Source organism: Aliifodinibius sp. S!AR15-10 (genome assembly GCF_031569985.1).
Lineage (GTDB): Bacteria > Bacteroidota > Rhodothermia > Balneolales > Balneolaceae > JAMQKA01.
In genome coordinates this window covers 54,871-80,290 of sequence record NZ_JAMQKA010000012.1, presented here as the reverse complement: position 1 = coordinate 80,290, position 25,420 = coordinate 54,871, and the positions used below count along the sequence as shown (strand labels likewise).

Sequence of the window (25,420 nt, the reverse complement as noted above, 5' to 3'; positions counted from 1 at the left end):
ACTGATCACCGGATGGGTCGTTTGAGAGAGCGATCACTGAATTCACTGTCTGAGAGCCCTTGATCAAATTGAATGTCTGAGAGTTCAAGAACGGTTTTGTGATTTTCATCCAATGATACCATTCTCATCGTTTTACCCATCCAATAGCCATCTATTTTTTCTATATTATCAATCGTCAGTTCCTTGATCTTCTCCTCTTCCCGGTCGTAAAATTCAACTTTACGCAATACATAGTTGGAAGTATCGGCTAAAATTACCAAATGGTGGTAATTAACATCCGCACTGGGCTTTGGCTCAAGGAATAAACGGTATTGTCCTTGTTGAGTCGACAATTCCCGGGCTGTATAATCGTCTGCATAGACACTTTGGGACATGTCTTCATACGTAAAGTCCGTTCCCATGAAGTTTTCATTGGTCGCTAAGGAGGCAATTCTCCGTACCTTCCGAAAAGCCGGCAGATAGAGATAAAGCCGGTCGGAATCCAGCCGAAGGAATCCGACACCCCGCACATCGGCCGGTTCTCGGAAGCGTACCATCCGTAGCTCCTTCCCCTTTTGCTTGATTTCAACAACTCGCTTTTTTACCCGATTCTCCTCATCAATAAGTTTCATTTGCTCGGTAGCCGACATATCAGAAAAAGCATTTTGTACTGAGTCAATTTTTGCAAGAATTTGATCCGGCGATTGTCCAACAGCGGGAAGGGTTATAAACACAATTAACAATAAATTCAGGGATAGGATATATTTAAATAGTTTCATGGCGTTTCTCTTTTGTTGTTTCAATTATATCATCACTTGTAGAATGTCCGACAAGGTATTTTGGCTTTAGCCAAATGATTAACACAGCAAGCAGCGTGAGACTGAGGGTAGCACTGACTAGCACGGTAAGAGAAGTGAGTCCTCCAAATCGACGAATATGCTGCCCGCCGGCAAACAGAAGCACCAAGAATCCCAATCCCACCGCCAGGGCGTTGATCAAAATCGACATGCCTGTCGTTTTGATCGTTTCCTGCAAGGCCTGAAGTTTGTCTCCGGAAGCGATCAGTTCATCCCTGTAACGAGAGATAAAGTGAATATCTGTATCGATGCCAAGACCGATGGCAATGGAGGCAATCATAGCGGTAAATGAGTCAAGCCCAATACCGAGGTATCCCATCACTCCAAAGTTGATTAGGATTGTTAGGGAAATCGGGATGATCGCAATCAGCGCAACTATGGTGGATTTGTGGATAATTGCCAACAACACCAATACAAAAAGCAGTGCTGTCAACAGACTCTTGATCTGGGTTGGCACAAGTTCCTCCTCCATCCCCTTCAACACCTGAGGCATCCCAGCCTGATATATTGAAACCGGTACTTCCCGTATAACCGCAGGGTGTTTATCACCGAAAATTTTATTTGCCATCTTTGAATCCAGGAATGCTATGTTACTATTTACGTTCCATAAGATGCCTTTCACATTTTCCCGGAAGTTTTCATCGTTCTCGGGATTAAGTGACGATAACAAATCAATGGCTGGTAGGATTCTGGCCCGTCCGATTGTCGTATTAATGATATTTGCAAGTGAACCGGCCAGCCAGTCAGCATCTTCCTCAGGTAATCCAAGCAAGGCAGATTCCAGCATGTGGCTGACCTCTCGGGCTGTCACCTGAATGTTATTTATCGGCAGATCTTCAGCAATCCGATCCAGCACCTGAGCTCGTTCGGTATTCTCAAGAACGATTTCTGCTTGGGAGCTTGCAAGGTACCGATTTAGTTGAACCAAGACGCTGTCTCGTGTCGATCTGCCAGCTGTAAAATTCAGGAGCTTATCTTGTACCTCTCTCATGAAGTCGGGTTTCCATGATATTCCCTCTTTACTAAAATACCATCGGAGTTCCTGCATTGCCAGTTGTAACTGCTTCTGCTTTACCAGTTGCCGTTTTGGAGGATCCAATTGGTGCAGGTTGACGGCACTCAGATGCTCTGGCAGTGTTTCCAGGTAACGGTTAATACTGTCTACCGAGGTCACTAACGTACCGGTATGCCACGTACCCATCTTAGCTTGAACCAGCCCCATATCAGATTCTGGCGTAACCATACGTTCAATCTGGTCCTCGCCCTCGATCAGGAACCATAAGTTGGATACCCCCTGCTGCTTTTCCGGCACCTGGTAACGACCATTCATCACCTCGTTTATTTCTGCCATGACCGACCCCATGGAACTCGGCTTGCCCACTTCGGGAATGGTCTCCAGCCTACGCTCCACTCGGTGCATCAACTGAAGGATAGCCGGATCTTTTATATCCCCATCGACGACTACCTGTACCGGAAGCGAACCTTCGAATTTTTCGCGCAGCATCATTTCAGCGTGATAGGGATCACTGCCTCGTGCCAGGCAAAGTGACCAGTCCACATCTTTTTCAATTTTAGGGATGGCAATAACCGCCAGGACAATTATGCCAAGACTACCTGCCAGAATTAATTTTTGGTGCTTATAAACACGAAATCCAAACCGGTCCAGAAAGTGATATTCTGATTTCACATTTTTGGTACCGGGTTTGAATCCTATACCGAATGAAAGCAGGGCAGGAAGCAGTGTCAGAGTTACGATCAGGGCCAGGATTACTCCCACTGCTGTCAACAAGCCGAATTGCTTTATAACTGAGAAATCGGAGACAAACAATGAAGCGAATCCTACCGTAGTTGTAATCGTTGTAAGGGCGATAGGTGTGCCCATTTGTTTGAAGGTTTGTCGAGTAGCTTGTTTGGAATCGTTACCTTCATTGCGCAACTCATAATAGCGTTTCATCAGATGAATCCCGTCGGCACTACCCAAGGCCAGCAAAACCACCGGCATGATCCCAGTCAGCAAGTCGAATTCCAACCCGAAGGTACCCATTAATCCGGTTATCCAGATGACACTTACCGATACGACGATCATCGGGAACACCACGCCCGCCCAGTGGCGGAACCCGAGATATAAAACGAGCACCAGTAAGAAAATCATAATTGGGATCAGCGTTGATAAGTTCTCGCTGATCAGCAGGGTCATGTTGTAGACCAGAAATGGAAGTCCGCCAAAATAAAGTTTGGAATTGGATTCCAGGTCTGCGGAATCTAATACATTGTTAGTCACATCTTTGATACGTAGAGAGGTATTAAACTGGTTGGACCCTGCCTTTCCACTTCCTTCGAACTGCAATAGAATGGCGGCGGTCCGGCTATCTTCTGATATTAGATTTCCATAGTAGCGTTCATTCCCAAGTACATAATTTTGCAATTTGTTTAATGCTGAATCCTCCGATGGAACCCGGTCCGGTCCATATAGCCTGCCAACCTCCAGTCCCCATTCAGTCTCCCTAAAGTCAATCACATTTGATAGGCTTGTGACGTAGGAAATACCCTCAACCTCTTCGTAAGCCTCCGTCAGTTGGCCGATCAAGTCCAAATTTGCCTGGGTAAATACCTCGTTATCGGAGTTCAACAACACCACACCCAAGTCGTTTCCACCGAAAATATCACCAATCCGGTTATATTTTTGCACTGCTGGATCATCTTGGCTAAGATAGGTCGAAAAATCAGCATTAAGGGACACAGAAAGAGTCTTCCAGCCCAATATTACCGTAAGTAGCAGGGTTGAGGCGATAATCCACCAGCGGTATCGAATAATTAGATCAGCAAGGCGTAACATAATGATAGATTTAAAAATCTGAATATCTTTGCCTGTAATCTACGGTAGCCTTCCTTAAAAAAAGCTTAAAGCGACTTTATTACGTTGTAAAGAAAAGACTACTGAAGACCTTTTGCGTTTAAGCTTGCTTTAAGGAAACCCGATGTATACTTGTCAGGAATGAGTTAAAAAAGGAGCCGACGTTTCCTTATTAAATTGGACACAGTAATTAATATTTAGAATGAACAAAAAAGAGATCGTAATCCTGCTTTTCTGTCTGTTTCTGGTAATGATCGGCTACGGGTTGACCCTGCCCATACTTCCCTTTTTAGTAGAAAAGAGCGCCGGTTCAAGCGTGCTGTTTGGTTTAACTCCGGCTATACACGTGGGACTGATGACCGGTATTTTCCCATTGATGCAGTTTCTCTCGGCTCCTTTTTGGGGACATTGGTCCGACCGCATCGGCCGGTTACCGGTGCTGGCAGCAGGCATGGGTGGCTATGCCCTATCCCTGGTCTTTTTTGGATGGACGACCGACCTGGTCTTGCTTTATGTACTGCGTATAGCAGGAGGACTTTTTTCAGCCTCTGTTTTGCCTACGGTCAACTCATGGATTTCGGATATGAGCTCGTTAAAGAACAGGGGTAAAGTGCTGTCGTGGGTAGGGGGATCGGCAAGCCTCGGGGTAATCTTCGGACCGGTACTGAGTTCTTTCTTCATGGACGTTGGGTGGTTTGCCGGATGGTCCTGGAAGCTGCTTGAAGCAACTTCATTTACCGTACCCTTTATGATTGCCGGCGGCTTTTCACTGTTGGCTCTTGCAGCTTTGGTATTGTGGATGCCCGATGCTCCATCTCCGGCTGTGAACAACAGCACCCCCCCGGACAACCGTGGTTTATTGAGTATTATAAAGGGTGAGATGATCCCGATATTGATCTACGTTTTGATTATACAGGGAGCTCTCTCCATGTTTGAAAGTACCTTTGCCCTACATGCCCAACAGACACTGGGTTACAGCGTTCTTGAAATGGGCTATATATTCATGGTTTGCGCACTCGGGATGAGTATCAGCCAGATTGGATTGACGGGGTTTTTGATCGACCACTGGGGGGAAGAGCGGCTGTTGCCTGTTGGATATCTGTTGGTGGGTCTGTCTTTGTTTCTGTTGATGTTTGCCAATGCTTTTGTCCTCATTATTACGGTAGTCAGCATTCTGGCGTTGGGTATGGCGCTGGTTACCCCAAGTCTGGCTTCGCTGACGAGCAAAATAGGTGAAAGCCGGGTCGGTGAGCGGATGGGATTGCTGGCTTCCATCAGTAGCCTGGGACTGGCCGCCGGTTCGTTCCTGGGAGCCGGACTATATTCAATAAATATTCACCTGCCGTATTTTTTATTTTCAATTATTGTATTAATCGTTCCGGTATATATTATTAAAAGATACCTGAGACAGTAAGTCAGCCAATAATAATTTTCTCACCTCGCTGGCACCTGCACGATTTAAGCTTCTTTTAAGTCTTTCTATTGTATTCTATCCTTAGAACAAGAGAAAGAGTTTTAAAAATTTCTCTTAAAACCTGAATGAGAGCTTTCTATGGGTGGTACTACTAACAATACGTCCTTGTCAGTGGTGAACTGTAATGCAATCAATGTGCAACATTGATTAATTAGCAGAAAGTTAAAAAAAAGTTGACGATCATGAATCGCATTATCAAAAAGATAGAAGCTGAACTGGAACCGGCCGGGATTCACATTAACGGTACCCGGCCCTGGGATATACAGATTAAAGACGCGCGTCTTTTTGAACGAGTTATGCGAAAAGGTTCACTGGGACTGGGTGAGGCGTATATGGACGGCTGGTGGGAAGCCGAAGCACTCGACCGGTTTTTCACCCGGGTGCTTGAGGCCAAGCTGGAGGAACAGTTTATCTTAAAACCGACCTATATCTTCGAATATGTAAAGTCGGTTATAACAAATCCCCAAAACAAAGAGAAAGCCTTTGAAATCGGAGACCGCCACTACGATATTGGCAACGATCTGTATAAAATCATGCTGGACAAACGCATGGTATATACCTGCGGATACTGGCAGGGGGCAGAGACGCTGGATGAAGCCCAGAAAGCCAAACTGGATCTGGTGTGCCGGAAAATAGGCCTGCAGGCCGGGCAGCGCGTACTGGACATTGGCTGCGGGTGGGGAAGTTTTGCCCAATATGCCGCCGAAGAATATGGTGCCGAGGTGGTGGGAGTCACTGTTTCCAAAGAACAGGTGGAACTGGCCAGAGAACGGTGCAAAGGCCTGCCGGTAGAAATCCGACTGCAGGACTACCGCGAGGTCAACGAACTGTTCGACCATATTGTCTCACTGGGCATGATCGAGCACGTAGGCAGCAAAAATTACCGCACCTATATGCAAACGGCCCACCGGTGTTTGAAAGACGACGGCATTTTTCTGCTTCATACCATCGGCAGCAACCGTTCGGTTCGCACCACCGATCCCTGGATTGAAAAATACATCTTCCCAAATTCCCAACTGCCATCCATCCGGCAGCTGGCCCTGGCATCCGAGGGGCTGTTTGTAATGGAAGACTGGCAGAACTTTGGCGTGCATTACGATAAAACCCTGTTGGCCTGGTACCAAAATTTCGATGCGGGGTGGAATGAACTGAAATCAACCTATTCCGAACGGTTCTACCGCATGTGGACATATTACCTGCTTAGCTGCGCAGGCAGCTTCAGGGCGCGTAAAAATCAGCTTTGGCAGATCGTCTTTACCAAAAATGGAATTTCCGGAGGGTTTGTTCCGCCCCGCTACCGGACAGAAGGATAACACCCGGGAAGTTTTATCTTAAATCGTCCCGCCTGATTTAAGCTTATTTTAAGATGTGGTTTTTAAATTGATGATAGGCGGAGCCCGCAGATAAGGGCTTTAAAAAGACCCAAAATGCGATCACCGTTGTGCATAACTGAATTTTTAATTAAACGGAGAACACCATGAAAACGAAAAGCTGGATTATCGGCATTGTAGGACTTTGGATTCTGGCATCGGCATTCCTGAATGATGGTCATGAATTCATACTATGGAGCAACCTGATTGCAGGTGCGCTGGTTAGCGGCTTTGGATTTGCCCTGGTGCCTGAAAAACCGGGTCTCGGATGGACGGCCGGTATTTTGGGTCTATGGCTTATTGTAACCGCTTTTATCCCCGGCCTGCACGAAGGTATGGGACTGCTTTGGAATGGCATCATCGCGGGCATCATCGTAACCTATGATGGATTCTATGCCCTGAGCACATCTCCAAAGCAGAAGCAAGCCGTCTAAAGTAGTATCAGGCCCAATTTCTAACAATATAACAATAACAGCCTCCCTGCAGCAGGGGGCTGTTTGATAAAAGCATCATTCTGACAAACCGGTAAAAAGGATCGTTTACCCCGATACCGTGGCAAAATACTGCGATTTTGTACCAGCCAATGGGGGATATTCGGTGAGTGGAAGACAAAAATTTTCTTTACTATGATGACCAACAAACAAGTCACGTCGTTAGAGCACTATTTTCAGAAATTCCGATCAAATATTGTTGGAATAGGTGCTGAATTTGAAACCCCCAACGGTCTGAAATCTTTGGTATATGCCGACTGGGTAGCCAGCGGCAGGCTGTACGGGCCTATTGAGGATATTATGTGGAAGCAGGTTGGCCCGCGGGTAGGCAACACGCATTCCGAGTCGAGCTATACCGGAAAGCTGATGACCCGTGCTTATCATGAAGCTCATGCCATTCTCAAAAATCATGTAAATGCTTCTTCCGGGGATGTGATTATCACTTCAGATTCAGGCATGACCGGCGTGCTGTGCAAGTTTCAGCGTATCCTGGGCTTGAAACTCCCGGAAAAATACAGTGATCAGATAGATATACCCGAACAGGAGCGCCCGGTGGTATTTGTTACCCATATGGAACACCACTCCAACCAAACCAGCTGGCTGGAAACCATCGCCGACGTTGTTGTTCTGGAACCAACCGAAGATCTTTTAGTCGATCCGGAACATTTAACCATAGCTCTTGAACAATACAAGGACCGAAAGGTAAAAATCGGCTCGTTTACAGCCTGTTCCAACGTAACCGGCATCGTTACTCCTTATCATCGCCTGGCTGAAATCATGCATGATCATGGCGGATACTGCTTTGTTGACTTTGCTGCTTCGGCCCCCTACACAGATATCAACATGCACCCGGAAAAGGAGGCTGAACGCCTGGATGCTATCTTTTTCTCTCCCCACAAATTTTTGGGCGGCCCGGGCAGTTCGGGCGTACTTGTGTTCGACAAAAAACTATACAAAAATCGCATTCCCGACCATCCGGGCGGGGGCACCGTTGCCTGGACCAACCCCTGGGGCGGCCGCAGCTATTTTAACGATATTGAAGTGAGGGAAGATGGCGGCACCCCCGGCTTCCTTCAGGCTATACGAGCGGCGCTGGCCGTAAGGCTCAAGGAAAAGATGACGGTGGAAAAAATGATGGCACGCGAAGAAGAGTTGATATCCATCTGTTTTACCGAATTTACCAAAATACCTGAAGTCCACGTGCTTGCGGAAGGAGTAAAGCACCGGCTGGGCGTATTTTCTTTTTACGTAGAAAATATTCACCACAACCTGATGGTAAAACTCCTAAATGACCGCTATGGCATTCAGGTGCGGGGAGGATGTTCGTGTGCCGGCACCTATGGGCATTTGCTGCTGCACGTCTCCAGGAAGCAATCCCGACAAATCACCAATCTGATCGATCATGGCGACCTTTCCCAAAAACCAGGGTGGGTGAGGCTGTCGCTGCATCCCACCATGACCAACGATGAATTGTACTATATTATGGAGGCCATTGAGGAAGTTGTCCGAAATGCCAAATCGTGGGCACAGGACTACCGGTATTCTGCTTCTGTCAATGAATTTTACCACCGGTCGGAAAAGACCGATCCTGAATTGGCCGAATGGTTTGAGCCGTAGAAAAGAGTTTTTATTACTCCTTAATGCTTACCCCATGCGACAGCCATCCTGTAATGGGAGGCTGTGAATATTATAACCTTTCCGGTATTCAAGGCATTTGTAAATAAACAGAAAATCCTGCATTTCCACAGAAAATTCGAGCCTTTTTAAGGTCTATTTAAGGTGTACTCATGTAATTTCAGTATGATAAGGATTTTATCCTATCATGAACGCATAATCCATAAAACTGCTCGAAACACAACAAGCACTCACTTTTAATTAAGCAGCTATGAAATCATTTGAGCCATTTGAGCATTACTGTGATATCGGAAATGATATAAAAAATACCCTGGCATTGATCTTGGCCGGAGGCCGTGGCACCCGGCTAAAAGAACTGACCCAGTGGCGGGTGAAACCCGCCGTTCCATTCGGGGGGAAATTCCGGATTATTGATTTCGTACTGTCGAACCTGGTCAACTCCGATATCCGCAAGATCGGTATCCTGACCCAATATAAGTCACAATCGTTGATTCGTCATGTAATGCGGGGGTGGGAGTTGCTTCGTTCGGAACTTGATGAGTTTATCGAATGCGTTCCCGCCCAAAAACGCCTTGGTGAGGATTGGTACACCGGAACCGCCGATGCGATTTATCAGAACATCGATCTCATCCGGTTTTACAACCCCAAGTATGTACTGATTCTGGCCGGAGATCATATCTATAAAATGGATTACCGCCACATGCTGGCTTTCCATAAAAGCTCAAAGGCAGACTTGACCGTGGGGTGTATTGACGTGCCGCTGGAGGAAGCCCGGCGATTTGGTATTATGAGCGTGAACGAGCAGTACCGCATTACCGGCTTTCAGGAAAAACCCGATCAGCCCGCGCCCATGCCTGGCCGGGAAAACAGGGCGCTGGCCTCGATGGGTATCTATATCTTCAATACCACATTTCTGCTGGAACAACTCCTGATCGATGCAAAAAACAAAGATTCCTCTCACGATTTCGGCAAGGATATTATTCCACCCGTTATTGACAGCAACCGCATTTACGCCTATCCCTTTATCGATTTCGATAACAACCGCCCCTTTTACTGGCGGGACGTAGGTACCGTTGATTCCTACTGGGAAGCCAGCATGGAACTGATCGGCGTTTCCCCGGAACTGAACCTCTACGATATGGACTGGCCCATCCGTACTTCACCCCACCACTACCCCTCGGCCAAGTTTGTCTTTAATGAAAGCGGACGGCAGGGCAAAGCCGTCGATTCCATCGTTTCGGAGGGGTGTATTGTTTCCGGGGCTGAGGTGCAGCATTCCCTGTTGTCCACCAACGTGCGCGTAGAAGAGTACAGTTCCGTAAAAAATTCAGTCATCCTTCCCAACGTCAAAATCGGGGCGCGGTGCCGGATCACTAATGCCATTATCGACAAAGAGTGCGTGATACCGGAAGGCACGGTAATTGGAGAAGACACGGAGGAAGACCGGCGGCGGTTTAACGTGAGCCCGGGAGGCATTGTGCTGGTAGAACCAGAGATGTTGGGACAGAAAATCCATCAAATCGAATAGCGATAGAAGCTGTAAAATGCACATGACAAAACGCAGCCGTCAGCTTGCAAGTTTTGATGAGAATGAATTTAATCTTTGATCAGAGTAATACTTTCGAAATTGATAAGCGGGATTTTTGAGCCGCTTATATTTAAACATAGCCAAGCTTGATATGAACAAAAAAGCGACCGAAGAAAAACAGGTTAATAAATGGGCGCAGCGGGAAGGCACGCCTTATCCGCTTGGGGTTACAAGTATAGACGAGAATCATGCCTGTAATTTTGCCCTGTATTCCGAGGCTGCCACGGGTGTAACGCTGCTGCTATATGCCAAAGATGACACCGACACACCCTGCTATCGATATCCCTTTGATCCGGCCATCAACAAAACCGCTCATATCTGGCACTGCCGGGTTCCGCACTCCATTATGCACAAGGCGGCCTATTACGCCTACCGGGTAGAGGGCCCTGACGATCCAGCCTCCGGCAAGTGGTTTGATCCCGATAAAATATTGCTCGATCCCTATGCCGAAGCGGTCTATTTTCCGCCGGATTTTGATCGTGAAGCAGCGTGCAAACCTGGACCAAATGCCGGCAAGGCACCTCTTGGAGTCATACACACCCACGCCCCGGCCTTCGACTGGGAGGAGACCGTAAAGCCAAAGCACAGCCACGATACCATCATTTATGAGCTGCACGTACACGGCTTTACCCGGCACGCCAGTTCAGGTCTCTCAAAGGACAAACGGGGAACCTTTCGCGGGCTGATTGAAAAAATACCTTACCTCAAAGAACTGGGTATAACCGTGGTAGAGCTGATGCCGGTGCACCAGAACGATCCGCAGGAGGAGGATTATTGGGGCTATATGCCGCTCAATTTTTTCTCCCCCAACCGCAGTTATGGCAGCAGCCGTAAGCCCGATGCCCTGATGAATGAGTTTCGCGCTATGGTAAAGGACTTGCACCAGGCAGGTATCGAGGTCATCATGGATGTGGTGTACAACCACACGGCCGAAGGTGACGAAAACGGTCCGGCCTACAGCTACCGAGGAATCGACAATGAAACCTATTATTTGCTGGAAGAGGACCGCCGCCAATATCGCAACGATACGGGTACCGGGAACGTGCTGAACTGTGCCGACCCGGCCGTCCGTAAAATGATTATGGACAGTCTGCGCTTCTGGGTAAAGGAGATGCAGGTGGACGGCTTCCGGTTTGACCTGGCCTCCATTTTTACCCGCAACCGCGACGGTTCGCTGAACCTGGACGATCCCCCTCTCATTGCCGAAATTTCCGGGGATCCCGCTTTCTCAAAGACCCGGCTTATTGCCGAAGCGTGGGATGTAAGCAGCTATCAACTGGGCGTCCGCTTTCCCGGTATTACCTGGATGCAATGGAATGGGCAGTACCGTGATGATCTGCGACGATTCATAAAAGGAGATCCCGGCATGGTGGGCCCTGTGATGACCCGCCTGTATGGCAGCGACGATCTGTTTCCCGATTCGGTAGAGTATGCCTGCCACGCCTGGCAAAGTGTCAACTTTATCAATTCGCACGACGGGTTTAGCCTGTACGACCTGGTTTCCTACAACCGGAAGCACAACGAAGCCAACGGCCATGATAACCGGGACGGGATGGACCAGAATTTCAGCTGGAATTGCGGCTGGGAGGGCGATAAAAATGTGCCTGAAGATGTGATGGAGCTGCGCAGGCGTCAGGCCAAAAATTTCGGCTGCCTGCTGTTTCTGTCGAACGGAACGCCCATGTTCCGGGCCGGAGACGAGTTCTTAAATACCCAGTACGGCAACAACAATCCCTATAACCAGAATAACGAAATCAATTGGCTGGACTGGAGCCGGAAAGAAGAAAATGAAGAGATATTTCGTTTTTTTAAGTTGATGATCGCCTTTCGTAAACAGCATCCTTCCCTGGCACGAAGTCGGTTCTGGCGCGATGATGTGCAATGGTTTGGCACAGACGGGGCGGCCGATACCTCGCATGCATCGCACAGCATCGCCTTCTACCTGAACGGCGCTTCCGAGGAAGATGATGATTTGTATGTGATAATCAATGCCTGGTGGAACGGCCTGGACTTTACCATACAAAAAGGAAATGCCGGGGAATGGAAGCGGGTGATTGATACCAGCCTGCCAAGTCCTGACGACATTGCCATTCCTGGAGATGAGAAAACAATAGATCAAGTCATTTACACCGTAAATGCCCGTTCAGTAGTCGTATTGATACGTGAGTGCTCCGTATGAATTATGAATTTCCCACCGGTTCACCCGCTTTCGATAAACCTGTTCCATATTTAATACACCGCAGGGCATCGCGGCCCAGCCTGCATAACTCATAAAAAATTTACCCCGAATTTAAGCTTCTTTTAAGCCTCCATGTGTTAACCTGTATATAGAAAAAGGTTGCTTTCCTTTTCTGTAGTACAAGAACGAACCCTTTAACCCCGAAAGGAGGCGCTTATGTGGTTTGAAAATATATGGAATACCCCGCTGCTTTGGTGGCTCCTGTTGGTCGTTTTCGGTGCAGGACTCATCATATTGGTCCTCATCCGGAAGCGAAAGAAGGCCGACCCGCTAAAGGAACACCTGGATCATTTCTGCCGGTGCTATGCCCGGGGTGAAATAAGCCGGGACGATCTTGAGGAATTGAAAAAGGATCTGCAGGAATATGAAAAAAAGATTAAGCCTAAGAAAAAACGAACACCAACACATCAGCTGAAAACGCTGGAAAAACGATAAATAACTTTAAGGTGAATACTATGGAATGGATAGCTGAAAACTGGTTCCTCATATTGATCATCATCCTATTTGTGGGCATGCATATGTTCGGTCACGGACATGGCGGGCACCGCCACAAGCACGGGCAGGATTCCCCGGAAGATCACAACCACCCCGAAGATGACAAAAACAAACATCAACATCATTAACTAAACAAAAGGTGATTCATTATGCTTAATATCAAAATCGTTAGCTGGGCGGCAGGTACTTTTACGGCGGTCAGTTTTATTTTCTGCGTTATTTACGGGCTAGTAACGCCCGAGAGTATTCACATGCATCAGTTTCTGGAAATTGTTTTGCCCGCATTCGAATGGCTCTCGGTCGGCAGCTTCTTTCTCGGACTGATCGAGAGCTTTGCCTGGGGTGCCTATATCGGTCTGGTTTACGTACCGATTTATAACTTTTTTTATAAAAGGTGGGGATCGGTAACGGCCTGAGATTCAAAAAACAATAATCAATAAGGCCGGGTGCTTACCAAGATCGTTATAGCCCGGCCCCCGTTTTTCAGGAACGTTTCTGACGGGATGCGAAACGAATATATCATGACTGATAAACATAATATGGGTAAACGATGGTATAACGCCACCGGCACACCAATACATATGTTATGCTCGCTGGCCCTGGTCTCCTTTGGCATGATACTCTACGAAATCGTATTGACGCGGATCTTTTCGGTCATCCTGAGCTACCATTACGTATTTGCCATCCTTTCGCTGGCCATGCTCGGGCTGGGCATGGGTGGACTCCTGCTGAAAAAGGGCCGGCAAATATGGCCCTCCATCAGCACAAACAAGCTCATTCTTTCTACGGCCCTTGCTGCCGGTATAATTACCGCACTAATCCTTTATTTTACACAGGCAGCCTCCCCTTCGTGGAGTACGCCAATCACCTACACCGTCTTATTCCTGCCGGTACTACCCTTCCTGTTTTTCGGCATGACTATCGCCTCCTTTTTTCAACAGGCCCCGGGGCAAAGTTCAGTGCTCTACGGCTTTGATATAGTCGGTGGGGCGCTGGCCGCCCTGGCTGCCGTACCCCTGCTCAATACGGTTCCTGCGCCCCAAGTGGCTTTTATCGTGGTACTTGTCGTAGTTTTCGCTTCGATGATCCTGGCGGCAGTAGAATATTTCAATATGAAGATTGCTATATTTTCGCTGATTGGGCTCCTGTTAGGTGCCGGTGGCATATGGCTGGCTCCGCCGCGTATCCTCCCGATCAAGAACGATCTGAACAAAGATATCAATCGCATTCTATACAAAGATTCCGGGGATGGCCGCATCGTAGAAACGCGCTGGAGTGCCTTTGGACAAACAGATTTGGTGGAAAGCGACTTGCTGCCCGGTGAAAAGATCATCTACATCGACGGGGCTGCGGGGACATCCATGTACGGGTACCAGTCGCTGTTAAACGACTCGACAAAACTCCGGGACCTGACCACAAATTTCGGGCAGTACTTCCCGTTCTATTTTTTACAGAAAAACCAGAAAGACAGTGCCCTGGTTATTGGTCCGGGCGGCGGCCGGGACGTGTTAGTAGCTCTTTTCGGGGGCGTATCATTCATCACCGCCGTTGAAGTAAACCCGGAGCTGGTCCAGATCGTCAAAGATTATGAAACCTTTAACGGCGGATTGTATACCCGGTTGCCGAACGTGAACGTGATTGTGGAGGAGGGCCGTAGCTATCTGCGCAATACCTCCAGCCGGTATGACCTCATCATGCTGGCCTTGCCGGTAACCAAGAGCAGCCGCAGTATCAACGGCTATGCCCTGACCGAAAATTACCTATTTACCGTGGAGGCCTTCGGTGATTATCTCCGCCGTCTTACCCCTGAAGGACGCATTATTTTTGTTACACACGGCAAGGCTGAACTCTACCGCCTGCTGGCACTAACCTTGACGGCCTTTGAGGAGCGAGGGATCCCGGTGGATCAGGCCATGAACCACCTCTACACCATCGCCCGGCACGGAATGCCCACATTGATAATTCAGAAAAACCCATTCAGCCCCGAAGAGATGAAAACCCGGCATGCCGCTTTGCACGAGCTGGGATTTGACGACGGAGACTACTTTTTACCTTTCCAGGAACAAGTTTCTCGTAGCCTGGCCCCTTCCCATGATACCTCTTCCACCTTAACATGGAATATGTTCGACCAGGCCATGGTGGAGCTGTCAAAAGGGACACTGACACTGGATGAACTCGTAAATACAGCGTCTCTGAACATTGAGCCCGTGCGCGACGACAATCCCTTCTTTTACAACTTTGACAAGGAGTTGCCCTCCCCATTCCGCCAGCTATACGGCCTGTTGGTGCTGGGAGTGGTGATTGTGGTACTTCTGGTGTCGGTTAAAAAGCGTCCCGAGCAAGTGAAAACCGGCTTTATCCGGCCCTATGCCCGGCATCCGAAATTAAAATGGTTCCTGCTGGTATTTTTGCTGCTGGGGATGGGCTTTATGATGCTGGAAATTGCCCTTTTTCAAAAACTGACGTTATATCTGGGCAATCCCGTATCAGCCACTTCCGTACTATTGTTTTCGTTGTTACTCGGAGTTGGAGTCGGAAGCTTAAGTAGTGCGTGGATTTCCAGGCGACTCCCGGCCGCTGTGGTTCTCAGTACGGTTGCCGTTTTTGTCCTCAGCCTTGCATACAACTACCTGCTTGACGATCTGTTGGCGTCGGCGGCCTCTGTGCCATTGCTGGCCGGTTTGCTCACTGGGTTTATTGGTTTTGCCATGGGCTTCCCCTTTCCTTTGGCCCTGCGGATGATGAATAAGCACGGGCTGGGAGAATTTACCGCAGCGATGTGGGGCGCCAACGGCCTGGCGTCGGTCGCCGGGGCGATCACTGCGATGATCATCGGCATCGAATGGGGGTTTACTGAGGTCCTTTTCATTGGAGGTGTACTCTATCTAATTACCGGCTTGCTTTTCACAGCTATCAGGCGTCAGATTTAGTTTCAGATTCCAGTCTGAAGCCCAAAGCTCACCTATTTACCATATATAAATTGTTGAAAGATTTATTTCAGATTTATTTGTCCGATTTAAGCTTGCGTTAAGGTAGCGGGTATTATCATTGAGTAGAAACTTGAAAAAAATACTTGATGAAAATATTCATTATAACCTATAACGGAGCAACCGATGGCTAAAGATATTGTTTGCGGAATGGAAGTGGAGAGTCCCTCCGACTGGCAAAGTACGTACCAGGGAGAGACCTTCGAATTCTGCTCGGAAAAATGCAAAAACGAATTTGAAGAGAACCCTGAAAAATTTGTTACCGGGAAAGATAAAGCGGGAGCAACCTACAACATCACCCCCAACGGGGTGGAAAAATTGCAGCTGCCGATCGTGGATATGAGCTGTGCTTCCTGCGCGGTTACGATCGAGAAGGAGATCCGCCGGCTGCCTGGTATTCAAAAAGCAGTGGTGAACGGAGCCACCGAAAAGGCCTATGTAGAGTTCGATCGTTCTGAAACGTCGGTAACACAGATCATCGGGGCCATTAAGAAATCAGGCTATAAGGCAGGTTATGCCACACTCCGGTTGGGCATCGGAGGCATGCACTGCAATTCGTGCGTCTCCCAGATTGAGCGCGAGCTTGACCAGACCCCCGGTGTGCTCAGCGCCAGCATCGACCTGGGGACCGAATCGGCCGTTGTCAAATACCTGCCCTCAGAGGTGGACATGCCCGCAATCAAGAACATTATTGAACGGTTAGGATATGAAACCTTTGAGGCTTCCCGACTACCCGATCCGGTTGAAGACGATAAAAAAACCGGCAAACAAGAGAAGCCCAAAACTAAAGAAGTACCGGTGGACGAGAATCAGCTGGTCCGCGAAAAAGAATATAAATCATTGATGTGGAAATTTATTTTTTCCGCAGTGATCTCCATACCTGTGATGATTTTTAGCTATCCCGATTTCCTGGGCCTGCCGGACCAGTTCCAGCGGGGCACCGACCTGCTGTACTGGATCTGGTTCTCGATGGGCGTTGTAACCCTGCCGGTAATGTTCTGGGCAGGTTCACATTTCTATACCGGAGCGTGGGCAGCTTTCAAAAACCGGTCGGCGAACATGCATACCCTTATTGCCGTGGGTATTACGGCAGCCTGGCTGTACTCTACGGTAGCAGTATTATTCCCGGAAATCTTTCCAACTGAAGCACTGGCTGAAGTATTTTATGATGTTACAGCGGTGGTTGTAGCACTGGTAGATTTAGGCCTGGCTTTAGAGATTAGAGCCAAAGGGCGCAGTTCTGAGGCCATTAAGAAATTGATGGGCTTGCAGGCCAAAACCGCGCGTGTAGTGCGTGATGGGAAAGAACAAGATATACCCGTCGAAGAAGTAGTATTGGACGATATAATTGTAGTTCGTCCCGGTGAGAAGATACCGGTTGACGGCGAAATCGTGGAAGGCTCTTCGGCTATTGACGAATCTATGATCACCGGGGAATCCATTCCGGTTGAAAAACATAATGGTGATGAGGTGATCGGCGCCACCATCAATAAAACGGGTTCATTTAAATTCCGGGCCACCAAGGTGGGCAAAGACACCGCCCTGGCCCAGATTGTACAGATGGTCGAGGAAGCCCAGAGTTCCAAGCCGCCCATTCAGCGGGTGGTGGACAAAGTTTCCGGCTACTTCGTGCCCGCCGTCATTATCTTGGCTATCGCTGCTTTCGTAATCTGGTATCTTGTAGGTCCGGCTCCCGCACTTATTTACGCGCTCGTTGTAGCCGTGACCGTACTGATTATCGCCTGCCCCTGCGCGCTGGGTCTGGCTACCCCGATCTCTCTGATGGTGGGTGTAGGTAAAGGAGCCGAAAACGGCATCCTGATTCGCAGTGGTGAGGCGCTGGAGACCGCACAGAAACTCGATGCAATTGTTTTGGACAAGACGGGAACAATTACGGAAGGACAACCCTCTCTGACCGACGTGGTTACGGCCAACGGTTTTACCGAAGAAAATGTGCTGGCCTGGAGCGCCAGCGTGGAGCGCGCTTCCGAACACCCGCTGGGTGAAGCCATCATAAAAGGAGCAGAAGAGCGAGAACTCACCCTTCTGGACCCCAAAAACTTTAACGCCGTGCCCGGTCACGGGGTAGAAGCCGAAGTGGACGGACGCAAGGTACTCCTCGGAAATATTAAAATGATGCTCGATAACAATATTGATGTCGGCGGCCTGCAGGATCAGAGCGTAACCCTGGCCGATGACGGTAAAACCCCGATGTTTGTCGCCGTGGACGGCAAGGCCGCTGGAATCGTGGCTGTGGCCGATACGGTGAAACCGGATTCGAAAGAAGCCATTGCCCAGTTGAAGAAAATGGGGCTGGAGGTTGTCATGATTACCGGCGACAACCGGCGTACCGCCGATGCTATAGCGCGTCAAGTGGGCGTGGATCGCGTTATGGCCGAAGTGCTGCCCGAAGACAAAGCAATAAACGTGCAGAAGCTGCAGAACGAAGGCAAACGGGTGGCCATGGTGGGCGACGGCATCAACGATGCGCCAGCGCTTGCCCAGGCCGATATCGGACTGGCCATCGGCACCGGAACTGACGTGGCGATCGAGGCCTCCGATATCACCCTGATCAAAGGCAGCCTGAAGGGCGTGGTACTGGCGATCCAGCTTTCCAAGGCGACGATGAGAAATATCAAACAGAACCTGTTTGGCGCCTTTGCCTATAACACAGCCGGACTGCCGATTGCCGCAGGAGTGTTCTACCCGCTGTTCGGTCTACTGCTCTCTCCGTTGATTGCAGCCGCCGCCATGGCCTTTAGTTCTGTAACAGTTGTTACCAATGCCAACCGGCTGCGCAAGTTCCAACCAAAATTTTCAAAAGCCAACTAAATTAAAAGGAGATTATTATGACACTCGATGAAATTTTTGTGCTGATCGGAGGCATCCTGCTAATTGCACTTGTCGTGTGGTATTTCTGGCTTTCCAGCTCGGAGGGTACCCATGTTCAAAGCGGCGCCGGAGGGCTACAGGAAGCCCTGATTAAAGTAAAAGGCGGTTACAGCCCCAATGTTGTTGTCGTGAAAGCCGGAAAACCGGTAAAACTAAACTTTCTGCGGGAAGAAACCGCCGCCTGCTCCGAGCAGGTGGTGTTCCCGGACTTCGGCAAGCAAGCTACGCTAACGCCGCACAAAACCATTCCGGTTGAGTTTACTCCGGAGCAGCCCGGTGAGTATGAGTTTCAGTGCGCCATGGGGATGCTCCGTGGCAAACTGATAGTCGAATAACAAAAATCTAAAATCAAACAAATCCGCAGAACGCATCATGAAGAACCGACGATCCATATTGAATCTCATACAGCGGGGAAGAGTCCCTGGTCACAAGCAGTTAAGCGTAGCCCGGGCCCTTACATGGAACAATCTGTGGATGCCTCGAACAAGATTAATCCCCCGATGGACGGCCCGGCCTTTCTATACGATTACTCCCAATCCCCAGGCCGGGCCTCCATTTTTTAAACATTAACCAAACATGGAGAACATCATGAACAACGAACAAATATGCCCCGTAATGGGACACGAAATCAATGACATATCAACTGCACCCAGTAGTGAGTACAAGGGAACGACCTACTACTTCTGCTGCGAGAACTGCAAGGAAACCTTCGACAGCAACCCGGCGACATATGCCGGCAACAGCGGCGCCGAAGGACACCATCATCACCATCACTAACTAGGAGATAATCGACAACCGCTAAACCAACCCTTTATGGCAAGAACAAACAAGGTATGCGCAGTGACCGGTAATGAAGTCATCAACCCCACCCAAGCTCCCAGGAGCAGCGTAAATGGGAAGGTGATTACCTTCTGTACTTCGACCTGCAAAGATATTTTTGACCAACACCTGGTCAAGTTCGCTGAGAAACGTTACCCGGCAAACGGCCAGCCGTCTTATTCAACAATCCTGAATCCCAAATATAAACGATAGGAGGCTATTATGGCACATCATGAAACCTGTCCGGTAAGCGGCCTGCAGATCGACGACCTGGCCACGGCTCCCAATATGGAGTACGAGGGCAAAATGCTCTATTTCTGCTGCCCTTCCTGCCAGGATACCTTCCTGGAGGACCCGGATCACTATATATCCGGCAGCGCTTCGCATAAAAGTGGCTGCCATTAACATATTGAATCCTGACATACCATCCCCAATACACTCTCATGCGCCCGGATCCTGAACCGGCCGGGTGCATTTCAAATTGAACATAATAAGACCGATATGAATGAAGGACACATACACGTCATAGGCGCCGGACCGGCAGGCCTGGTAGCTGCCATCAATCTTGCTAAAAACGGGTATCCCGTTACGGTTTACGAAATGAAAGAAGATGTAGGCACGCGTTTCAACGGCGATTACCAGGGCATCGAAAACTGGTCGACCGAAGAAGACGCTCGCCAGTTCCTGGAGGCCGTCGGCGTCGAAACGAATTTCCGCTTTGAATCGTATGCCGACGGCGACTTCTTTAATCCCTCCGGAGAAAAGTACAATTTTAACATGTCCCGGCCGCTCTTCTACCTGGTGGAACGCGGAACCAGCGAGTGGAGCCTGGACCAGGGCCTCAAACGGCAGGCTTTGAAAGCGGGCGTGCAGTTTGAATGGGGAAAACGCATGACGCACGCCCCGAACGGAAAAGTAATCATCGCTACCGGACCCAAGGCCGCCGATGCCGTGGCCCGCGGTATGGTATTCAAAACTATGCATGAAAACTATTACGCGGCTTTCCTTGACGACGAAATTGCTCCCCAGGGTTATGCCTACCTGCTGGTCAATGAGGGCAAGGCCACCTTTGCTACCTGTCTGTTTGAAAAATTTTCGGAATCCTTCTCCTTTTTTGATGCGGCCCTCAAACGGATGCAAAAGCACGTCGATATCGATATCATCGATTCCAAAAGTTTCGGCGGATATATCAATTTTTCCCTGAACCAACCACTGATGAAAGACCACCGTATCTACTATGTAGGCGAAAATGCGGGCTTCCAGGATTTGTTGTTCGGCTTCGGCATACGCTTTGCCATGCACTCGGGCTACCTGGCCGCCCAAAGCATCATCAAGCATCGTTCCTATCCGGCCCTGTGTAAAGAGCATATCATCCCGAAGATGGAAACCTCCCTGGCCAACCGCTGGCTGTTTACCCGCCTGGAAAACCTGGGCTATACGATCATGCTGGACCGGCTGGCAGAAAAGGACGACATTATACCCACACTGCAAACACAGTATAACCCGAGCTGGTACAAACGAACTGTATTGCCGGTCGCCAAACGAGCCTTTAAAACCCGCCTGGAAGACAAGCAGTGCATGCACGAGAACTGCTCGTGCGTATGGTGCAGACACGGCGAGCACGCCTATGCCGAAGTGGAATGCTGATTCTCCTATTTTACATAAATCTATTTCATCAATTATTAGATAATACGTTTGTCTTAAGCATTCGGTGAAGAATGACTGGAAGTTTGGAATTTTATTTCTTCAAGAATAGATTCCTACCTCAGGATCAATGTTGCCCTCTTCAATCTTTAATGCATATGACAAAACCAATAATATTTCAAAAAAGCACTAAGAAAAAATGCTTCCAATTGTTATCAATTGCTGTAATGGGAATCGGATTATGGTGGTCACTTCCCCTCGATACCAGTGCCCAACAATCCAGGAAGATGGTACTTTTTGAAATTGACAATAATCGGTACAAAAAGTGCAATTACAACAAAGAGGGAGAGCTGGAATCCTTTCAAAAACTCGTGGTTGGTTCCATCGAGGAACAATCGGATAACTACCGACTCCCGGTGGAGCTGTATTCGTATAATGCTGAAGGGGAGCTACAGGACAGCACCAGAACCATCTATACCTGCCGGCCGGACGAACAACAAGTACTGTTGAATGTTTTCCCGTTTACTGACTACGGAAAAGGCAGCGAAATCAAGGTCAACCTGTTGGATACGAATGCTTTTTACCCAACGGCTCCCAAGCCCGGATGGGAGATGGAACCTATTGAATTTGCCTTGAATATTGATAAGGGACTGGTGGGCTTTTTGGGAGGGAAAAGCAATGTTAGAATATATAGCCGGCAGGTTGTATCTAACGATACCCTGCAGGCCGGGCAGTATCAAATTAACTCGGAAGTGGATCTCGGTGTGTATGTGCTGGGCATTAAAATGAAAGGATTTGGTTATCAGGTTATTGAGATCATTGATAAAGATCGGGGCATCATCCGTCAAAAATTTACCAGTGATGACGATGGTAGCTACTTTGTGATCCGGCTGATTTGAAACCTTGTTTTACAACAGAACCTATCATCAATATGTTACCACTCTTTATTTTAACCTAATCGTAGGTAACTATTCCATACCTACGAGCACTAGAATATCACATCAGCAGCGACAAAATAATAGATAGCGCTTAACAACTGCTTACATGAGATGGATAAAGCTATTAATGAGCATGTGAAACTTGGTACCTGTGACCGGAGGCTGGACTAATCTCCCCATCTGCAATACCCCAAAAATGGGAAACAGCCATCACGCCATATTTCACCTAGCATTGCTGGTTAAAATCAATTTCAGACTTTTTTATCTGATTTAAGCTTGCTTTAAGGATTAAGGCATTATCATTGAGTAGAAACTTTAATATCCGCTGCTATTCAAATGGCGGTATGTATTTCACTATAAACAGACCTACTCTATGAATTTGAAAATTTTACTTTTTACTTATAACCCAAAAATCAAGACATCATTATGAAACTCCCAATTAAACATATCATATTCGGCGTTGTCGCACTCTTTTTAAGTGCGGGAAGCGCTTTCGCTCAACAGTTTGATCGTGAAATGCAATATTTCACATACCCTGATCAACGAGGGCTTAACCAGTTTGAAGCGCCCTTCTATACCGATGTTGAATTCGATGGCTTAAATATTCGCATTGGCGGGGCCAATACGCTACAGTTCCAAGGGCTGCGGCACGACAATGCAGCAGGCTCGCTATCCGAACTGGAGTCCAACTTTAACCTGGCTACGTCCAATCTGGATCTGGATGTTGCGCTTGTCAACGGCGTGCGCATGCACCTGCGTACCTACCTCTCTTCTCAAAACCATAATGAAGCCTATGTTAAAGGTGGTTACCTGCAGGTGGACCGACTCGACTTTATCCAGGAAGGATTTCTGGGCGGACTGATGGACAAGGTACGCTTTAAAGTGGGCCATATGGAGTTGAACTATGGCGATAATCACTTCCGAAGATCCGACAATGCCCAAGCCATTCACAACCCCTTTGTAGGCAACTACATTATGGATTCGTTTACCACCGAAGTGGCCGGTGAGTTGTACTACTACAATGAAGGCCTGCTAGCCATGTTCGGGGTAAGCAACGGCAAACTGAACCAAAGCGTGACCGATGCGGCCGAGGATGACTTTAAAACCAAACCCTCTGTGTACGGGAAGCTCGGTTACGACAAGCAGATCAACGAGGATCTGCGCGTGCGCCTAACCGGCTCCATCCTCAATATTGCACAGTCGGCATCCATTTACCTGTACTCGGGTGACCGGGCCGGTTCCCGCTATTACGATGTTATTACCCCGGGCAACTTTCGCGCCGGCCGCTTTGCCCCGAGCTTTACTCCGGGCTTCGGCCAGCCTGCAGCCCCCGGCGAAATGACCGCCTTCATGATCAACCCGTTCATCAAATATCAAGGACTGGAATTCTACGGTGTGTTTGAAAATACCAGCGGCAAAATCAAATCTGCCGATGACCGCCGCACCTTCAACCAGTATGGAGCCGAACTGCTGTATAGATTCGGTGCCGGTGAAGATCTCTATATCGGCGGTCGCTACAACCTGGTCGATGGTGAAATGACCAGTGGTGACATTGAAATCGATCGCTTCAACATCGGCGGTGGCTGGTTCCTGACCAAAAACGTACTGGCCAAGCTGGAGTACGTGACCCAGAACTATGATGGGGAAGGATATACCGGCTCGCCATTCGAAGGCGCTGAGTTTAACGGCGTTGTAATCGAAGCTGTCATCAGTTTCTAAAAATAGAGCAACCTGCGTTTAACGGCGCGGCTACAATCCGCGCCGTTAATTCACATAACCCTGCAACAATACCTGAATCCATAGTTATTATGAACATACTAAAAAACATGATATGGATAGCATCCATCTTGCTGCTTGTTCCCTTTATTGGATCGGCGCAGTCGGCAGAGTACACGCTCAACAAAAACAGCACTATGGTTATTACAGGAACTTCCACGATTCATGATTGGGAGGCCGATGTTGAGGAGATGGATCTTTCCGTTTCTTTGGACCCGGCTCTTTTAGACCAGAAAAATCCAGAAGCGCCGGTAACCTCCCTGTCTTTGAATATTCCGGTCAAATCTATCGAGAGTGGCAAGGGAGGAATGAATAGGAAGATTTACGGGGCGTTGAAAGAGAAAGATCATCCCCAAATTATGTTCAACCTTACTTCATCGGAACTGGCGGATACGGTACAGTCTGCTGAATCGTTTACCCTGAAGGTGAAAGGAAATTTGAATGTTGCCGGGACCGTAAATGAGGTTTCCTTTCCGGTGAAAGGAACCAAGGTTGGAGAAGACAACTACCGGTTTGAAGGAACCTATGGTATTAATATGAAAGATTATGGTGTTGATCCGCCTTCCGCAGTTTTTGGGACCATTAAAAGCGGAGAAGAAGTAACCATTAAATTCAATATTCTTTTAACAGCAAATCGACATTGAGACAACCACTATCACGGACCGGAAGTATTGTTGGATCTTTGGCTTCCAGTAATCTGACTCGCTCCAGCTGGATTTATATCATGCTACTTTTGAGTTTATTCTCAATGATCACTTTTCCGGCAGAAGCTCAAATTTCGCCACAAGGTGTGATTGAGATAGAACAGGGAGGCAAACTTTGGATCGAGGGATCTGCCAGCATTGTCGATTACAGATGTCAGGCCGAGCGGTTATCCGGCAACGGAACGATTGAAAATACCGGCAATCCTCAAGAAAATGTTAAAGGTCACGGTGCGGTTACTATCTCCGTCAGTATTCCGGTTTATTCCCTGGAATGTGGCAGAAAAGCCATGAACAACGACATGTATAAAGCCCTTAAGGCCGGGGAATACCCCTCCATTAGTTACAAACTCCTTCATGCGATCCTGGTTGATAGTACAACATCGTCAATCGATCAAAAGAACGACTGGATGAGTATCAAAACAACCGGAGTGCTCGAAATTGCGGGTATTCAAGATACTACGCAGGTGTACGTAAAAGGCAAGCTGCTCAGCGATGATCGGTTCAGGGTAAAAGGAAGCAAACAAATCAGCATGAAAACATATGATATAAAACCGCCTACGGCTCTGCTTGGATTAATCAAGGCCAGCAACAAGCTAACGGTCTATTTTGACGTAACGGTGCGACTTAAATCTTCCTGATAGAATTCCAGTGCAAAAAAATCTGCTGCAATTATAGTTA

At 48.3% G+C, this 25,420-nt stretch carries 22 protein-coding genes; 20 read left to right on the top strand and 2 right to left on the bottom strand.

Annotated elements, in window-relative coordinates:
* Window positions 1–5: 5 nt before the first annotated feature.
* Together NC796_RS10045 and NC796_RS10040 are read right to left on the bottom strand one after the other, a co-directional pair.
* Window positions 6–758: an outer membrane lipoprotein-sorting protein gene (locus NC796_RS10045; RefSeq protein WP_310684258.1), complete on the bottom strand. Its 753-nt coding sequence runs from the start codon at window positions 756–758 to the stop codon at window positions 6–8.
* Window positions 745–3,672, bottom strand: coding sequence for an MMPL family transporter (locus tag NC796_RS10040; RefSeq protein WP_310684257.1), 2,928 nt, complete (start codon window positions 3,670–3,672; stop codon window positions 745–747). Before NC796_RS10040 ends, NC796_RS10045 begins: the two co-directional genes overlap by 14 nt.
* A 220-nt stretch (window positions 3,673–3,892) precedes the next feature.
* Between NC796_RS10040 and NC796_RS10035 the strand changes: the two genes are divergently transcribed.
* The 20 genes from NC796_RS10035 to NC796_RS09940 all read left to right on the top strand — a co-directional run bounded on the left by NC796_RS10035 (window position 3,893) and on the right by NC796_RS09940 (window position 25,380).
* Complete coding sequence (locus NC796_RS10035; RefSeq protein WP_310684256.1) at window positions 3,893–5,104, top strand: MFS transporter; 1,212 nt, start codon at window positions 3,893–3,895, stop codon at window positions 5,102–5,104.
* Between the two features lie 242 nt (window positions 5,105–5,346).
* Complete coding sequence (gene cfa / locus NC796_RS10030; RefSeq protein ID WP_310684255.1) at window positions 5,347–6,477, top strand: cyclopropane fatty acyl phospholipid synthase; 1,131 nt, start codon at window positions 5,347–5,349, stop codon at window positions 6,475–6,477.
* Window positions 6,478–6,641: 164 nt separating this feature from the next.
* Window positions 6,642–6,968, top strand: a complete 327-nt coding sequence (locus NC796_RS10025) for an SPW repeat protein (RefSeq protein ID WP_310684254.1) — start codon at window positions 6,642–6,644, stop codon at window positions 6,966–6,968.
* A 192-nt stretch (window positions 6,969–7,160) separates the two neighbouring features.
* Entirely contained in the window at window positions 7,161–8,642 is a 1,482-nt protein-coding gene (locus tag NC796_RS10020; protein WP_310684253.1) for an aminotransferase class V-fold PLP-dependent enzyme, read from the top strand.
* 268 nt (window positions 8,643–8,910) lie between these two features.
* Complete coding sequence (glgC, locus tag NC796_RS10015) at window positions 8,911–10,188, top strand: glucose-1-phosphate adenylyltransferase (RefSeq protein ID WP_310684252.1); 1,278 nt, start codon at window positions 8,911–8,913, stop codon at window positions 10,186–10,188.
* 151 nt (window positions 10,189–10,339) lie between these two features.
* Window positions 10,340–12,427, top strand: a complete 2,088-nt coding sequence (locus NC796_RS10010) for an isoamylase (RefSeq protein WP_310684251.1) — start codon at window positions 10,340–10,342, stop codon at window positions 12,425–12,427.
* 216 nt (window positions 12,428–12,643) lie between these two features.
* Window positions 12,644–12,922: a hypothetical protein gene (locus tag NC796_RS10005; RefSeq protein ID WP_310684250.1), complete on the top strand. Its 279-nt coding sequence runs from the start codon at window positions 12,644–12,646 to the stop codon at window positions 12,920–12,922.
* 20 nt (window positions 12,923–12,942) lie between these two features.
* Window positions 12,943–13,110, top strand: coding sequence for a DUF2933 domain-containing protein (locus NC796_RS10000; RefSeq protein ID WP_310684249.1), 168 nt, complete (start codon window positions 12,943–12,945; stop codon window positions 13,108–13,110).
* 21 nt (window positions 13,111–13,131) lie between these two features.
* Window positions 13,132–13,398: a DUF5676 family membrane protein gene (locus tag NC796_RS09995; RefSeq protein ID WP_073067774.1), complete on the top strand. Its 267-nt coding sequence runs from the start codon at window positions 13,132–13,134 to the stop codon at window positions 13,396–13,398.
* A 105-nt stretch (window positions 13,399–13,503) separates the two neighbouring features.
* Window positions 13,504–15,912: a hypothetical protein gene (locus NC796_RS09990; protein ID WP_310684248.1), complete on the top strand. Its 2,409-nt coding sequence runs from the start codon at window positions 13,504–13,506 to the stop codon at window positions 15,910–15,912.
* Between the two features lie 183 nt (window positions 15,913–16,095).
* Complete coding sequence (locus NC796_RS09985) at window positions 16,096–18,801, top strand: heavy metal translocating P-type ATPase (protein ID WP_310684247.1); 2,706 nt, start codon at window positions 16,096–16,098, stop codon at window positions 18,799–18,801.
* 17 nt (window positions 18,802–18,818) lie between these two features.
* A complete protein-coding gene (locus NC796_RS09980) occupies window positions 18,819–19,196 on the top strand; it encodes a cupredoxin domain-containing protein (protein WP_310684246.1) in 378 nt (125 codons plus the stop codon).
* Window positions 19,197–19,449: 253 nt separating this feature from the next.
* The gene (locus tag NC796_RS09975) at window positions 19,450–19,638 is read left to right on the top strand and encodes a YHS domain-containing protein (RefSeq protein ID WP_310684245.1); all 189 of its coding nucleotides are present in this window, start codon (window positions 19,450–19,452) and stop codon (window positions 19,636–19,638) included.
* Between the two features lie 36 nt (window positions 19,639–19,674).
* Window positions 19,675–19,893: a hypothetical protein gene (locus tag NC796_RS09970; protein ID WP_310684244.1), complete on the top strand. Its 219-nt coding sequence runs from the start codon at window positions 19,675–19,677 to the stop codon at window positions 19,891–19,893.
* 9 nt (window positions 19,894–19,902) lie between these two features.
* The gene (locus tag NC796_RS09965) at window positions 19,903–20,085 is read left to right on the top strand and encodes a YHS domain-containing protein (RefSeq protein WP_310684243.1); all 183 of its coding nucleotides are present in this window, start codon (window positions 19,903–19,905) and stop codon (window positions 20,083–20,085) included.
* A 96-nt stretch (window positions 20,086–20,181) separates the two neighbouring features.
* Window positions 20,182–21,327, top strand: a complete 1,146-nt coding sequence (locus tag NC796_RS09960; RefSeq protein ID WP_310684242.1) for an NAD(P)/FAD-dependent oxidoreductase — start codon at window positions 20,182–20,184, stop codon at window positions 21,325–21,327.
* Window positions 21,328–21,551: 224 nt separating this feature from the next.
* Window positions 21,552–22,223: a hypothetical protein gene (locus NC796_RS09955; protein ID WP_310684241.1), complete on the top strand. Its 672-nt coding sequence runs from the start codon at window positions 21,552–21,554 to the stop codon at window positions 22,221–22,223.
* A 465-nt stretch (window positions 22,224–22,688) separates the two neighbouring features.
* Window positions 22,689–23,981 carry a hypothetical protein gene (locus NC796_RS09950; protein ID WP_310684240.1) on the top strand — a complete coding sequence of 431 codons (1,293 nt, stop codon included), beginning with the start codon at window positions 22,689–22,691 and terminating at the stop codon, window positions 23,979–23,981.
* Between the two features lie 89 nt (window positions 23,982–24,070).
* On the top strand, window positions 24,071–24,682 hold the full coding sequence (locus NC796_RS09945) for a YceI family protein (RefSeq protein WP_310684239.1): 612 nt from the start codon (window positions 24,071–24,073) through the stop codon (window positions 24,680–24,682).
* A gap of 80 nt (window positions 24,683–24,762) precedes the next feature.
* Window positions 24,763–25,380 carry a YceI family protein gene (locus NC796_RS09940; RefSeq protein ID WP_310684238.1) on the top strand — a complete coding sequence of 206 codons (618 nt, stop codon included), beginning with the start codon at window positions 24,763–24,765 and terminating at the stop codon, window positions 25,378–25,380.
* Window positions 25,381–25,420 lie beyond the last annotated feature (40 nt).

Coding starts and splice junctions, on each gene's coding strand:
- NC796_RS10005 (WP_310684250.1), top strand. CDS start 12,644: ATGTGGTTTGAAAATATATGGAATACCCCGCTGCTTTGGTGGCTCCTG.
- NC796_RS09960 (WP_310684242.1), top strand. CDS start 20,182: ATGAATGAAGGACACATACACGTCATAGGCGCCGGACCGGCAGGCCTG.
- NC796_RS09940 (WP_310684238.1), top strand. CDS start 24,763: ATGCTACTTTTGAGTTTATTCTCAATGATCACTTTTCCGGCAGAAGCT.
- NC796_RS09980 (WP_310684246.1), top strand. CDS start 18,819: ATGACACTCGATGAAATTTTTGTGCTGATCGGAGGCATCCTGCTAATT.
- NC796_RS09970 (WP_310684244.1), top strand. CDS start 19,675: ATGGCAAGAACAAACAAGGTATGCGCAGTGACCGGTAATGAAGTCATC.
- glgC (WP_310684252.1), top strand. CDS start 8,911: ATGAAATCATTTGAGCCATTTGAGCATTACTGTGATATCGGAAATGAT.
- NC796_RS10000 (WP_310684249.1), top strand. CDS start 12,943: ATGGAATGGATAGCTGAAAACTGGTTCCTCATATTGATCATCATCCTA.
- NC796_RS09945 (WP_310684239.1), top strand. CDS start 24,071: ATGAACATACTAAAAAACATGATATGGATAGCATCCATCTTGCTGCTT.
- NC796_RS09990 (WP_310684248.1), top strand. CDS start 13,504: ATGACTGATAAACATAATATGGGTAAACGATGGTATAACGCCACCGGC.
- NC796_RS09975 (WP_310684245.1), top strand. CDS start 19,450: ATGAACAACGAACAAATATGCCCCGTAATGGGACACGAAATCAATGAC.
- NC796_RS10045 (WP_310684258.1), bottom strand. CDS start 758: ATGAAACTATTTAAATATATCCTATCCCTGAATTTATTGTTAATTGTG.
- NC796_RS10035 (WP_310684256.1), top strand. CDS start 3,893: ATGAACAAAAAAGAGATCGTAATCCTGCTTTTCTGTCTGTTTCTGGTA.
- cfa (WP_310684255.1), top strand. CDS start 5,347: ATGAATCGCATTATCAAAAAGATAGAAGCTGAACTGGAACCGGCCGGG.
- NC796_RS09955 (WP_310684241.1), top strand. CDS start 21,552: ATGGGAATCGGATTATGGTGGTCACTTCCCCTCGATACCAGTGCCCAA.
- NC796_RS10010 (WP_310684251.1), top strand. CDS start 10,340: ATGAACAAAAAAGCGACCGAAGAAAAACAGGTTAATAAATGGGCGCAG.
- NC796_RS10025 (WP_310684254.1), top strand. CDS start 6,642: ATGAAAACGAAAAGCTGGATTATCGGCATTGTAGGACTTTGGATTCTG.
- NC796_RS09995 (WP_073067774.1), top strand. CDS start 13,132: ATGCTTAATATCAAAATCGTTAGCTGGGCGGCAGGTACTTTTACGGCG.
- NC796_RS10040 (WP_310684257.1), bottom strand. CDS start 3,672: ATGTTACGCCTTGCTGATCTAATTATTCGATACCGCTGGTGGATTATC.
- NC796_RS09950 (WP_310684240.1), top strand. CDS start 22,689: ATGAAACTCCCAATTAAACATATCATATTCGGCGTTGTCGCACTCTTT.
- NC796_RS09965 (WP_310684243.1), top strand. CDS start 19,903: ATGGCACATCATGAAACCTGTCCGGTAAGCGGCCTGCAGATCGACGAC.
- NC796_RS10020 (WP_310684253.1), top strand. CDS start 7,161: ATGATGACCAACAAACAAGTCACGTCGTTAGAGCACTATTTTCAGAAA.
- NC796_RS09985 (WP_310684247.1), top strand. CDS start 16,096: ATGGCTAAAGATATTGTTTGCGGAATGGAAGTGGAGAGTCCCTCCGAC.